7 protein-coding genes are annotated in these 14,046 nt (G+C 49.9%); 3 read left to right on the top strand and 4 right to left on the bottom strand.

What is annotated here, in order from left to right; translation table 11 throughout:
- Window positions 1-32: 32 nt before the first annotated feature.
- Window positions 33-4,211, bottom strand: a complete 4,179-nt coding sequence (locus tag ICL07_RS07610) for a T9SS type A sorting domain-containing protein (protein ID WP_188087322.1) — start codon at window positions 4,209-4,211, stop codon at window positions 33-35.
- Window positions 4,212-4,463: 252 nt separating this feature from the next.
- On the opposite strand from ICL07_RS07610, the gene dnaG reads away from it, so the two are divergent.
- The gene (dnaG, locus tag ICL07_RS07615; RefSeq protein WP_188087323.1) at window positions 4,464-6,437 is read left to right on the top strand and encodes a DNA primase; all 1,974 of its coding nucleotides are present in this window, start codon (window positions 4,464-4,466) and stop codon (window positions 6,435-6,437) included.
- A gap of 3 nt (window positions 6,438-6,440) precedes the next feature.
- On the opposite strand, the gene ICL07_RS07620 is transcribed toward dnaG, so the two are convergent.
- Both ICL07_RS07620 and ICL07_RS07625 read right to left on the bottom strand, forming a co-directional pair.
- Window positions 6,441-6,935, bottom strand: a complete 495-nt coding sequence (locus ICL07_RS07620) for a dihydrofolate reductase (RefSeq protein WP_188087324.1) — start codon at window positions 6,933-6,935, stop codon at window positions 6,441-6,443.
- Between the two features lies 1 nt (window position 6,936).
- Window positions 6,937-7,758 (bottom strand): thymidylate synthase, encoded by an 822-nt coding sequence (locus tag ICL07_RS07625; protein WP_188087325.1) that lies wholly within the window; start codon window positions 7,756-7,758, stop codon window positions 6,937-6,939.
- 308 nt (window positions 7,759-8,066) lie between these two features.
- Between ICL07_RS07625 and ICL07_RS07630 the strand changes: the two genes are divergently transcribed.
- Window positions 8,067-11,060 (top strand): SusC/RagA family TonB-linked outer membrane protein, encoded by a 2,994-nt coding sequence (locus ICL07_RS07630; RefSeq protein WP_188087326.1) that lies wholly within the window; start codon window positions 8,067-8,069, stop codon window positions 11,058-11,060.
- A gap of 30 nt (window positions 11,061-11,090) precedes the next feature.
- Window positions 11,091-12,401 (top strand): RagB/SusD family nutrient uptake outer membrane protein, encoded by a 1,311-nt coding sequence (locus ICL07_RS07635; RefSeq protein WP_188087327.1) that lies wholly within the window; start codon window positions 11,091-11,093, stop codon window positions 12,399-12,401.
- Between the two features lie 191 nt (window positions 12,402-12,592).
- Here the strand turns inward: ICL07_RS07635 and ICL07_RS07640 are convergent, their stop codons facing one another.
- Window positions 12,593-13,771, bottom strand: coding sequence for a proline dehydrogenase family protein (locus ICL07_RS07640; RefSeq protein ID WP_188087328.1), 1,179 nt, complete (start codon window positions 13,769-13,771; stop codon window positions 12,593-12,595).
- Window positions 13,772-14,046: the final 275 nt, after the last annotated feature.

The following is a 14,046-nucleotide window of genomic DNA, read 5'->3' on the forward strand; positions in this document are numbered from 1 at the left end:
ATTCGTTATCCGCCTGCTTTAAATGCCAGTTTTTATTGAATACTTATTAATACCGGCTTTTGTTTTTCCCTGCCGCTCACCTGCACGTAGTACAATCCTTTCGGCATATGGCTCAGGTCCAGCACCGCTTGTTTGTCTTTCATCAGCAGGCTGTGAACCACTCTGCCGCTGGTGTTATACACGTTTATCAGCAGCGGCTGCGCCGGTTGTTTTTCCAGTTGCAGGTAAACCGCACCGGAAGATGGATTGGGATAAACCGTGAGCGGACTTACCGTCAGTCCCCCGTTATCCAGGCCGGTGATAATCATGGCCAGTGGTGCTGAGATAGCGTTACAATCGCCACCGGCGCTTACCTGTACCTGGTAGCTGCCATCTGCTTTGGCCCGGATGGCCTTGCTGGTGGCGCCAGGAACCGGCATGCCGTTTTTATACCACTGGTAAGCCGCAGCAGTAGAAGATTCCAGGGTATCGCCGCGTTGTGCGATCTGTGGAATGGCCGGCATATTCACCACCTCAAACGGTGCAGACCAGGCGCTGTTGTCTGCCGGGCTGCTGGCTACCACCCTGATACGGTATTGTTTTCCGCAAGGCAGGTCGGCCGGCAGTTTAATATTTGCCGCTACCCTCGGATCAGTGGAAGCGAAGCTGACGATGTTGGTCACCACCGGCGCTGCAGCGGCCATAGCCCTGGCTCCGGGAATGGGGCCATTGTCTGCATTGGCCAGCTGTATGGTGTATACGTTATCAGCATGACGGGCAACAGGGAAGCTCACGGTAACGGGTACACTGTCTTTTACCTGTACAATGCGCGCGTTGCTGTCCACTACCGGCGGCAGTGGCGCCGGAACAGATACGATAATGGTATCTGCTACCGAATAGCCGTACCTGGTAGCACGGAGCCAGTAGGTACCGGGTTGCGTTACCAGCAGTGAATGCGTGGTGTCGCCGGTAGACCAGCGCCAGTTAACCTGATCGATGATACCGCCGATAGCATTATAACCACTCAGCAGTATTGGTTGAGCGTTGCGAAGTACGGTATCCGGGCCGAGGTTGAGTGTTATCGGAGGTGTGATGAGTACAGGGAGGAGTAAGGAATCTTTTAAGCCGAGACTGTCCTCTACCAGCAATTTTACCTGGTATGTACCTGGGGTTGCATAGGCATGTGTAGTATGCCAGCTGGTGGACGAAGTACCATCCCCGAGCGTCCAGGAAGCCTTTGCTGCGCCGGTTTTCACCACAGAAGTATTGATGAAGTTCATAGTGTATAAGCCATCGTTGGCACGTTGGACACTAAAGTTGGCTTTGGGTACCATTTCTGCTCCGGGGAGAACAATCAGCGCCGTGGTATCGCCCTGGCGGCCTCCATTGTCAAACACCCGCATCCGCACGGTATAGGCGCCTGTTTGCCGGTAACGATGTGTAACTGTCAATGCCTGCCATCCATTGGTCACAGCGGTATCACCATCTCCAAAATTCCATTTACAACGGAGCTGCCCACTGCTCATGTTTCCGGAAGTATTCGTAAAAGTCACGTCCAACTTATTAACGGGACTGACAACATAATTGAATTGAGGAGCCAGCGGACCTGACGGAGCTGTTGTCACCTTAATGCTATTCATTCCGACATAATGAGGCGCTGTCACTTCCACATAGTAAGTGCCAGGCTGTGTGACGATCAGCGACTTGCTATTGACCCCTCCGGGGTACCATACACAGGCGACGGTCGTATCAGAGAAATAGGGTTCATTTACCTTCAACTGAACCGGCGAGCCGGTGAAGGCAGTATCGGTACCCAGCACCAGTGGCGGCCATACCTTTACCTTTTCGCTGGTGGAATATACATAACCGTCGTATGTGGAGATCGTCATCGTTACCTGGTATGTTCCCGGCAGGGAGAAGGAATGCGCAACCTTATTATTACCGGTTACATCCGGCGAGCCATCTCCGAACGACCAAGTAATGGTGGCCGGGTTCAGTATCACCGATGTATTTTCGAAATAGATTTTTGACGCATCACCTGATCTGGCATCATAGTTCATCGAAACACGCACCACCGGCGGCAGTATTGCTATCGTATCTGTCGATACAAATCCATAGGCCCTTGCAGTCAGGGTATAAATACCCGGCGACGTTATAAGGATGTAATCACGGGTGGACCCGTCAGACCATGTCAGGCTGACATCCGGTAGGTTCGCGCGATAAAAGGAGTCCAGTATCTGACCAGCCCAAATGCCAATCACTAAAGTATCCGGCATCACTTTATCCGGACCGAGGTTTACTTTTATTGGCGGGGCGATATATATTCTTTGATAAGCCGTGTCTACGGGAGTACTTCCTCTCCACATTTTCACATGGTAGTAGCCAGGCTTTCCATAAGTATGTTTCGTCAGCAGACCGGAGTCAATGCGGGTAGTATCTCCAAAGTTCCAATAGGCAGTGCCAGGATATTGGGTGGATGCCGGGGCGTTGAATATCATAGTCAGTTGACCATCGGTATCACGTTTGGTGGTGAACGAATCACCGAAAGTGGTGGGAACGACCCGTATCGTATCGGTTCTTTTGAAACCGCCGGGGGCGGTGACAGTAGCCCAATAGGTATCCGTCCTGTTAAAGGTCGCCTGATGCCCTGTTATATAGTCAGGGTACCAGGTACAATGTACACTGGTATCTCCATAAAAAGGCGCATTGATTTTCAGGTTGACCGGAATTCCTTTGTATATGGTATCACCTTCGATATGTAATGCCGGCCAAACGGTTATACGCCGCCTGACCGTATCCATCTGCTGCGTAATGGAATCCATGGCAATCAGCTCCACTGTATAAACACCGGAAGCAGCATAGGTATGATTGACTACATCAGCAGTAACGTTGTTGGTACCATCTCCAAAATTCCAGTCATACAACACCTTACGACCGGGTGCAGTGGTTGCATTACCAGTGAACCGGAGCGTTGGGTTTTGTGTGTTATCAAAACTAAAATCTGCCTTCAATGAAAGGGGAGCAACGGTAATAGAACGTTGCGCCGAATCCTTTCTTCCTTTGACATCTACAAAATAGGCGGTAACCAGGTAAGTACCAGCCCGCTGGTAAGTATGTTTGGCGTTTTTTACATAACTGGTGGAGTTATCACCAAAATTCCAGGAATAACTACCCGGGTAGTAATAGTTGAGCTTTGGATAAAAACTGCAATTCAAACTACCGCCATCGTACTCAAAGCTCAACCGGAACTTGTCCAGCACCATGGTATCAGTATACGCCTGGGAGGGATTTTGCAGACAAGGGGTTACTTTCACCCAATATTTCCCGGGTTCAGTAATCTGAATATCTTCCGTAGCAGCGCCGGTGGACCATTCAATTTTAGCCGGCGGCATCTGACCGGGGCCCCAATAAAACCGCTGGGAGTATCTTAACCTCAAGGTGTCTCCTGGCTGGATAGCAGAGTCTTGTGGCAATCTAACCCTGTTGCTGTCAAAAGGTTCCCGGAGAATAACTTTTGTAAGAGAATCTACCTGGCCAATGCTGTCAGTCACAATCAACTTTACCGGGTTAGCGCCCCAATGAAGGTTTAAAGGTGGTGGTGTTAGTGCAGAAGATGTTGCACCGGACTCAAATACCCATTTTACACCAGCAATTCCGTTTGCCCCATGAGACCGGTTGTTTAGCAGTGCAATACCACAATTGACCAGCGCCGAATCTGTTAAATTGAAATCAGTTTTTACATAGCCTTTCGTGGTTACATACAGCGTATCCAGGTAGCGCCGGTCACAGTTGGGTGACGTGGATTCCAGGACATACATCCCCGGGGCTTTTATCTCCAGACAACGGGTATCATAAGTCTTTCCTTCGAATATCCAGCGGTGATCGATCTCTGTCTGTTCCAGTACAACCGGGCATTCTATAAAGGGGAAAGGATATATCACCTGTTTTACCCTGGGCGGATATCCAAATATCAGTATTCTGGTATCCACGATATTGATAACCGTAGTCAGCGAGTCAATATGCCCGTCCTTTTTTCTGATCCAAAGGCGGATTTTTTTATCGCCACCGGAACGATACCGGGTATTGTATACCCAATCGGTACTGTAAGGCAGCTGCCCCTGGCCGTCGTCCAGGTTTACCGTACAGGCGTCCACATCACTGTAGGGATAGGGTACATTAAACCGGAAGGTAGCTTTGTTTTCAGTACAATCCATCAACCGTGACCATGTCATGCTGATGGTATCAACAGTCGTTTTTTGGGGGGAAGGAGGCGCCGAGGCTAAAGCACGCCCATTTATCAGCCCAAAAAACAAAACAAACAATAGTAAAAGTCTATTCATACAGGGATAGATATAGGTAAACAAAAAATCATATAAAATTATATATAATTAATCATACAGGTCTTCTTTTCTTGTTATCTGATAAGTTGACATATTCCCGCTCCGGAGAAATTACCGTATGTTTGCAGTTGCATTGATCAGACCGTGATATCTCAACAATCCATACAACAGATACTCAGCCGCATTGATATTGTGGAGATTGTGGGTTCTTTTGTGAAATTGAAAAAGCGGGGCGCCAACTACATGGGCCTTTGTCCGTTTCACAACGAGAAATCCCCTTCTTTTACCGTGTCTCCCAGTAAGGAGATCTACAAATGTTTTGGCTGTGGTAAAAGTGGCAACGCCATCAGCTTTGTCATGGAACATGAGAAGTACTCCTATGTGGAAGCCATCAAATGGCTCGCACAGAAGTACCAGGTAGAGATTGAAGAAACGGAGGTGAGTCCGGAGCTGCGGCAGCACCAGCTGATGTCCGACAGTTTGTTCATTATCAACAGTTTTGCCAGGGAATACTTTACAGACACCCTGTTCAACTCGGAAGAAGGGCAGAATGTAGGGTTGAGCTATTTTGAAGAACGCGGGTTTACTGAAGAAACCGTTCGCAAATTCCAGCTGGGGTACTGTCTCAATCAGCGCGACGCCTTTGCCCAAACAGCACTGGCCAAGGGTTATAACCTTGAATACCTTCAGAAAACGGGGCTGGTGACCATGCGCAATGAGCAGCCGGCCGATAACTACCGGGGCAGGGTTATCTTCCCGATCCATAACCAGTCGGGCAAAATCCTCGGTTTTGGCGCCCGTATCCTGGTCAAATCGGACCGGGCCCCCAAGTACATCAATTCCCCCGAAAACGAAATCTACGTTAAGAGCCGGGTGCTGTACGGCACCTACTTCGCGCGGCATTCCATCGATAAACTCAACGAATGCCTGCTCGTAGAAGGTTATACCGACGTGATCTCCCTGCATCAGGCAGGCGTGGAAAACGTGGTCGCCTCCAGCGGTACCTCCCTTACGCAGGACCAGCTGCGGCTCATTAAAAAATACACCAACAACCTCACCATCATCTATGACGGTGACAGCGCCGGTATCAAAGCGGCGCTCCGTGGCCTTGACATGGCCATCGAAGAAAGCCTGAACGTAAAGCTGGTACTGCTGCCGGATAAAGAAGACCCCGACAGTTATGTACAGCGTATCGGTGCAGCCGCTTTCCGCACGTTCATTGAAGAGAACAAGCAGGACTTCGTGCTGTTTAAACTGCAGCTGAGCATGCAGGAAGCCGGCACCGACAGCAATAAAAAATCGCAGCTGGTCAATGAAATCGCGGAAACCATTTCCAAGATCGATAAAGCAGAAGATTTCACCCGGCAGCAGGATTATATCCGGCAATGCAGCCAGTTACTCAAAATCGACGAACAGGGTCTGATAGCCCTGGTAAATAAATACATCCGGGAAAGGCTTGTCAAACGCGAACAGGCGATTGCCCGTAATACCCCTGCCCCGGCAGAAGATGACGATGCGCTGAGCGAAGAAGCCATCGCCGCCATGGAAGCCGCTGAAACCGGCGTGTCTATTTCATCACTGCTCAACAAGGACGAAAAGCAGGAAAAAGAGCTGGTGAAGATATTGCTGCGTTTTGGCGATAAAGCTTTCAGTGAAGAAGAGAATAGTACCGTAGCCGATTATATTTTCCATCTCCCCTATGACTTTGAATCGCTGGCAGACAGCGAGATGGTAAAACGTATTCTGCGGGAATACAAACAGCTGTACGATGAGGGTAGTTTGCCTGATAAAAAATGGTTCCTGTATCACCAGGACCAGGAAATGAGCAAGTATACCGCCCTGATACTGGAAGACAAAGAAGCGGATTTAAGTGTGAACTGGAAGGAGCGATTTGAGATTGATACCGTTTATGGAGACAATGCCTATCTGAAAGATACTATTTCCACCACCAACTACCTTATTCTGAGGAAGATCAAAAAGCTGATCACGGAAAACCAGGAGGAAGCCGAGAAAGCCACTGAGATGGAGCATATCATGCGGTGCCTCGAGATGCAGGTGCACCTGAAAGCCCTGGAAAAGGAGCTTACCCAGGGCCTCGGTACTGTTATTTTCAAATAAATTTTACGGAATACGTTCCCATACCTGGAACGAGAAAGGATATTGGTTCTTTTCGTCTGCCTCATGGCGTTCGTCGCTCACCAGCGTCCATTCATTGCCATGTATGGCGGGGAAAAAAGCGTCGCCCGGCACTACAGCGTATACCCGTGTCAGGTAGATACGGTTTACCAGGTGCCATGCCTGTTCAAATATCTGGGAGCCACCGGTGATAAAGAGTTCCTCTCCTTCGAATGTTTTCGCCTTCTCTATGGCAGCATCTACAGAAGCAACCACATACACGCCTTCCGGCCGGAAGTCCGTTTGCCGGGTGATGACGATGTTGGGTCTGCCGGGCAGCGGCTTACCCAGTGACTCGAATGTTTTTCTTCCCATAACAATGGGTTTGCCCAGCGTAGTACTTTTAAAGTACTTCAGGTCGGTAGACAGGCGCCAGGGCAATTGATTGTTGATGCCGATCACGTTATTCTCGGATGCGGCCACTATAATGGATACCCTCATATCAAATCGCTACGGGTGCTTTAATAGCCGGATGGAACTGGTAGTTCACCAGCTCAAAGTCTTCATATTTAAATGCAAACAGGTCTTTCACGTCCGGGTTTATTTTCATTACCGGCAGCGGGAAAGGTGTTCTGCTCAGTTGCAGCTGTGCTTGTTCCATATGGTTGCTGTACAGGTGTACATCCCCGAAGGTGTGGATAAAGTCGCCCGCATCGAGGTCGCATACCTGTGCCATCATCATGGTAAGCAGGGCGTAGGAAGCGATGTTAAAAGGTACGCCCAGGAATACATCGGCGCTGCGCTGATAAAGCTGGCAGCTGAGTTTTCCCCTGGTTTCACCTTTGGCGGTATCCGGCGGTGTTACATAAAACTGAAACAGGCAATGGCAGGGACTGAGCGCCATTTTGGACAGGTCGCCCACATTCCAGGCATTGACAATAATGCGGCGGGAATCCGGGTTCTTTTTAATGGTTTCCAGGGCGATGCTGATCTGATCGATCACTTCGCCGGAAGTGGTTTCCCAGCTACGCCATTGTTTACCGTATACCGGGCCCAGATCGCCTTTTTCATCGGCCCATTCGTCCCATATGCTTACGCCATGTTCCTTCAGCCAGCCGATATTGGTATCGCCTCTCAGGAACCATAACAATTCGTATATGATAGATTTCAGGTGCAGTTTTTTGGTGGTTACCACCGGGAAGCCTTCCTGGAGATTAAATCTCATCTGGTATCCGAAACAGCTGGTAGTACCTGTACCGGTGCGGTCAGTTTTAACGGCGCCTTCCTTGATAATATGTTGTAATAAAGTGAGATATTGTTCCATAATCAGGGGGCAAGTTACGAGAAAAATATAACCTAAATAAGTCAAATAAAAAAGTGAAAATCCGTATGATTTTTCGTAAACTGACGTCCAAAATAGCCGAAAAGTAGTTACAACAGCCCATTTTCAGCCCACTGCCGGTAGGTGTACCCGATATTGAAAAGCCTGATCATTCCCTCATCGCCAGCAGGAAAAGTAAGAGACAATTTTTCAACCAAAAACAACTCAAACGCCATATTTCCCCACACCAAAATCTTTAATTCCACCAAACCTTGATTTGCTTATCAATTTAATCTAAACCAATTCGTGCTATGCTTCTACCAAAATCCAGCATGCTGGTGTTGCTTTGTCTATGCAGCACACTGGCCTTATTTGCCCAACAAAACATCACGGGCAGGATCAAGGATGCCACCAATGGCAATCCTATTCCCGGCGCCACCGTGCGCGTGCCCAACAGTAACAAGGGCACTATTTCCGATGTAGATGGCAAATATACGATCAGCGTCCCGGCAACGGTATCCCGCCTGATCGTCAGTTACACCGGCTACAAAACGCAGACCGTGGCCCTCGCTCCCGGCGCTACCACCCTCAACATCTCGCTGGAAGAAGATTTCGCCCGGCTGGATGAGATCGTGGTGACCGGTCTCGCTACCAATATCAAACGAAGTAACCTGGCTAACGCTGTAGCCACCATTTCCGGCAAAGAGCTGAATGGCGTGGCGCCGGCCCAGACTTTCGACGCAGCCCTCTCCGGAAAAGTGCCCGGCGCCCTGATCACGGCCAACTCCGGCGCCCCCGGTGGTGGTATCTCCGTGAAAATGCGCGGTATCACCTCCGTATTTGGCAACTCCCAGCCGTTGTATGTGGTAGACGGTATCTTTTTCAACAACAGCAGTATCCCCGCCGGACTCAATGATGTTACCGGCGCCGCTACCGCCGGCAACCCCAACAACCAGGACAACCCTTCCAGCCGTATCGCCGACCTGAACCCGGAAGATATTGAGAACATCGAAGTGCTCAAAGGCGCTTCCGCCGCCGCCCTGTACGGCGCCAAAGCAGCTGCCGGCGTTATCATCATCACCACCAAAAAAGGTAAGTCGGGCAAAACCAAAGTGACCCTCAACCAGGAAGTGGGTTTCTCTAAAGTGCGCCACCTCATCGGCGTACGGAAATTTACCGCCGAAACAGCCGCCGACCTGGGTGGCAGCGCCACCAGCACCGATCCTGATGTGATCGCCGCCCGCGCCGCGCTGAAAGCCCAGTTCGAAGCAGCCCAATCGGCCGGTAAAATTTATGATTACGAAAAGGAAATCTTCGGTCAAACCGGTCTTGTATTCAATACCGGCGTATCTATGAGCGGCGGTTCCGAAAAAACGACCTTCTACCTGGCCGGCAACCGCAGACAGGAACAGGGTATCGTTAAAAATACCGGTTACTTCAATAACTCATTCCGCCTGAACATAGATCATAAAATCAATGATCGTTTATCCGTAGGCGTTACCACCAATTACATTAACTCCTCCGCCGACAGAGGCGTGACCAACAACGACAACAATGGCGTTTCTTTTGGTGTAGCCCTGTCTACCACACCGGGCTTTATAGAGCTGCACCCCAACGCCCTGGGCGAATACCCGCGTAACGCGTTTGCAGCGTCCAACCCCATCGAAACCCGCGATAAGATGATCAACAATGAAGGCGTGAACCGTTTCGTTGGTGGTGGTAACCTCGAATACCGCCTTCAGCAAAGCAACCACTCCTCCACCAAAGTGGTGGTAAGAGCCGGTGTGGACTACTTCAACCTGAAGACCATGGCCGTTTTTCCGCGTGATCTGCAGTTTGAGGAAAAAGCCCAGCAAGGTCACTCCATCCAGGGTAATACCAACAATACCAATACCAACCTGGCAGGCTTCGTAGCCAACACCTGGACACCTCATGAGAAGTTATCGCTGACCAGTACCGCCGGCGCCACACTCGAAACCGGGTACATGGACAACATCGTTACCGTAGCTACCAACCTGGTCTCCGGTCAGACCAACGTAGACGCCAGCGGTAATACCACCACCCGTCAGTTCCGCCAGAAATACCGCGATAACGGTATGTTCATCCAGGAAGACCTGTCACTCATGGACGCCTTCACCATCAGCGGCGGCGTACGTTTTGACCGTTCCACCAATAACGGCGACTATCTCAAATACTACGTCTTCCCCAAAGGCGCCTTTGCCTGGAACATCAGTAAGATGCCTTTCTGGAACCTGGACAAGGTAGATAACCTGAAAGTACGTATCGCCTACGGCCAGTCCGGCAACGTGCCTCCTTACGGCAGTAAGTTCACCGGCATGCTGGGCAGCAATATCGGCGGGTTCCCCGGCGTACTGGTGGATAACCTGCTCGGCAACCCCGGTATTAAACCGGAAAGACAAACGGAACTGGAAATGGGTCTCGACTTCAGCCTGCTGAACGGCCGGATATCCATGGAAGCCACCTATTACAACAAACGCATCTACGACGTATTGTTAAGGCACAGCATCCCCTCTTCCACCGGTTATGCCAGCGAATGGAAAAACAGTGGCGACCTTAGCAACAACGGTGTGGAACTGGGCCTAACGGCCATCCCCGTCAACAACAGCAGCATTAAATGGACCACCAATGTGAACTGGTGGCTCAACCGCTCAAAAATGACGAAGCTGATTATTCCGCCATATGCCATTGGCGCTTTTGGTGCTTCCCTGGGAACTTTCTACCTGGAAGAAGGACAGCCCGTGACACAGATCAAGGGTATCGTAGACGATCAGCTGAAACTGGTAGGTAATGTAGAACCGAAGTTCCAGATGAGCTTTTACAACGATCTTACTTTCCTGAAAAACTTCTCCCTGCGTTTCCTCATTCACTGGAAAAAAGGAGGCGACAACATCAACCTGGGTCAGTTGCTGAACGACGGCGGCGCCACCTCACCGGATTACGATGACATGATCAACGGCAAAAAAGCCGGTGTATACAGGCCAGGCGGCGGCGCCGGTATATATGTACAGGATGCATCGTATATCCGTATCCGTGAGATCGGTTTGTATTATAATGTTCCGTTGAAGAATACCAAAACCATCAAGGGTGTCCGGTTGGGCCTTTCTGCCAATAACTTCTTCACCTGGACAAAATACGTAGGATATGATCCGGAGGTATCCAACTTCGGCAGCAATACCATTACTACCGCCCAAAGCCGCGGCAGCAATGGTTTATCTACCGGCGTAGACGTAATGCCTTTCCCTGCCAGCAAGCGGGCCAGTTTCCATGTAGGCATCGATTTCTGATCATTATCTGACCATCAAAACTGAAAACAAATGAAAAAACTGATTATATACCTGTCCGGCGCCCTGCTAGCCCTGAGTGCCTGCCAGAAAGATGAGATCAACAGTCTGAATACGCCCGTAGTAGGCCGTATCGTTGTCAATCCTTCCAAGAGCGACCTGTTCAACCTGGTGACCGGCGCCGAATCCGGTTTACGTAACAATGCCGGTACCTATCTCGATGGCGTAGGCGTGATAGGCCGTGAGATGTACCGTTTTTCCGGCTCCGAGCCCCGCTGGACCACCGACATGCTCGGCGGTGGCAGCAAGCAGCTGGATAACAACACCTTTTACATCACCAACCCTTTTGCCGCCCGTTACCAGGTGGCCCGTCAGTGTTTTATCCTGATGGAAGCGCTGAAAACCACGCGGAACGAAGTAGCCAGCGATGTGCAAAAGAAGGCCTTCCAGGGTTTTGCCAAAACGCTGATTGGTTATGAATTGCTGATGAACATCAACATGACCGATTCCAATGGCGCCCGTATTCCCGTAGCGGACAACGCCAACCTGGGCCCTATCATTACCAATCCCCGCATAGTAATGGATTCCGTGATCAAGTTCCTCGATGCCGGTAAGGCAGACCTGACCGGTTCCGAAGTAATTTTCCCGCTCTCTGAAGGATTTGCCGGCTTTAAAGATGCCGCCGGGCTGATTAAATTCAACCGTGCCATTGCCGCCAGGGTGCATATTTACCGCAAAGATTGGGCAGCAGCACTGGCTGCGCTGAATGAGTCCTTCTTCGACCTCAATGGTGCTTTCAATAACGGTGTATTCAGCACTTTCTCCACCAATGGCGGAGACCTGGTAAACCCCATGTATCTGCAACCCAATTCCACCGGTGAAATCAGGGTGGCGCATCCTTCTTTTATCGCTGACATCCTGCCAACGGACGACCGTAAGAATAAAACGGCCGTACGTACCTCCGCTGCCAGCAGCGTAGGGCTGACCAGCAACCGGGATCTGAATCTCTGGCCCAGCCTCAGCAGCCCTATTTCCATTATCCGGAATGAAGAGCTGATATTGATTTATGCCGAAGCCAAAATACAGCTGGCTCAGTTCCCGGACGCCATCGTAGCCATCAACAGGATCAGGACCTCTCACAATCTTCCCGTTTATGGCGATGCTGTTACCTCCCCTGCCCTTATCAACGAACTGCTGTATGAGCGCCGGTATTCGCTGTTCATGGAAGGTCACCGCTGGATAGATGTTCGCCGGTATCAAAGGCTGAATACACTACCGATAGACCGTCCGGATGACGATGTGTGGTCAAGGTACCCGCTGCCGATGAGCGAAACCAACCAGTAACTGTGATAGACATGATTATTGCTGATTACGCTGATTAGCGGAGATTGGCGTGTATATAAAAAGAACATCCCGCTTGATGCATTTATCAAGCGGGATGTTCTTTTTATAATTAATTCGAATTGTTATTGGTGTAGATGTTCGCTCTTATCTCCGCTAATCAGCGTAATCAGCAATAATCATGTCCATCGGCGTTACAGGCCGCGACGTTTCAGCTCTTTCCTGATCAGTCCCAGTTCACGACCCATCTGGCCGGCGATGGATGTATTTTCCTGTGCTCTGCGTATGAGGTAGGGCATTACATCTTTTACAGGGCCGTAAGGCAGGTATTTGGTAACGGTATAACCGGCATGTGCCAGGTTGAAGGTAATGTTGTCGCTCATACCGAGCAGCTGTGAAAAGCTAACGTGCGGGTGGTTATGCGGGATATTTTTTTCATCCATGGTACGGGCGGCGAGCATACAGCTGTTTTCGTTGTGGGTACCGATGAATACGGCGAGTTTGTCGAGGTGATTCAGGCAAAACTGTACAGCCGCGTTGTAATCTCTGTCAGTAGCTTCTTTGCTGGGCTGAATCGGTGTGGGGTAATTGTTTTCTGCCGCGCGTTTGTTTTCTTTTTCCATATAGGCGCCCCGTACCAGTTTAGCACCGAGGAGGTAACCTCCTTTGCTGGCTTTTTCCAGGGATTTTTGCAGGAAGGGGTAACGGTCGTGGCAATACATCTGGAAGGTGTTGTAAACGATCACCTGGCCGTGGTTGAACAGCGACATCATTTCGTCTGTCAGATCGTCCACCGGTTGCTGTATCCAGGATTCTTCCGCATCGATGAGCAGTCCTACTTTGTATTGTGCTGCTGCTTCAGCTACGGAATGCACTCTGGAACGTACCCGGATATATTCCTGTTGTTCCTGCGGAGAAAGGGTATCGCCGCGGTGTACTTTTTCCAGCAGTTCAAAGCGGGCAAAGCCGGTGATTTTGATAGCGATAAAAGGAATATCCGGTTTGCTGGCGGCGTACTGGATAGCGCGGATAAATTCCGGAACCGCATGATCGTAACTTTCTTCCCCTTCCATCGCTTCCACGCCATAGTCGAGTACCACGCCCACATGATAATTGCCCAGTTGCAGCGCTGTGTGTGCCGCTTCATCCAGGGTTTCACCTCCGCAGAACTGAGAGAATATCGTGTTTTTGATGATGCCTTTGATCGGTAAATGAAGTTTGAATGCCAGCGGCGTCAATGCTGCGCCCATTTTCACCAGCCATGGTTTCCCGATGTTACTGAAGAGAAAGTTGGCTTTTTTTAATGCTTTGTCGGTCTTTGCCTCAAACGCAATAGCCGTATTATCGAACGATAAAGTTAGCTGCTTTTCCATGGGGCGCAAAGTTAGGGTGCGCCTGGATTCTAAACAAAAATCATTATAATATCAGGGAATATTTTTAATAGCATAAACGGAAATTGTCTATTGCTTCACAAAAATTGTTGCGCGGGAAAAAAGGGCAGCGTGGCGGCTCCGGATTTTATCAAATATTCAATAATAGGAATATGATGTTTAATCCCTATGCTTAAAAATTTCAGGCGGTTCTTCCTCCTGCGCTGTGGAAAGCCGAAATTCTTGCCGGGTCCGTTTAATTTTACTTATTTTGGGGC

This window comes from Chitinophaga qingshengii, assembly GCF_014529935.1.
In the GTDB taxonomy this organism is placed as follows: Bacteria; Bacteroidota; Bacteroidia; order Chitinophagales; family Chitinophagaceae; genus Chitinophaga; species Chitinophaga qingshengii.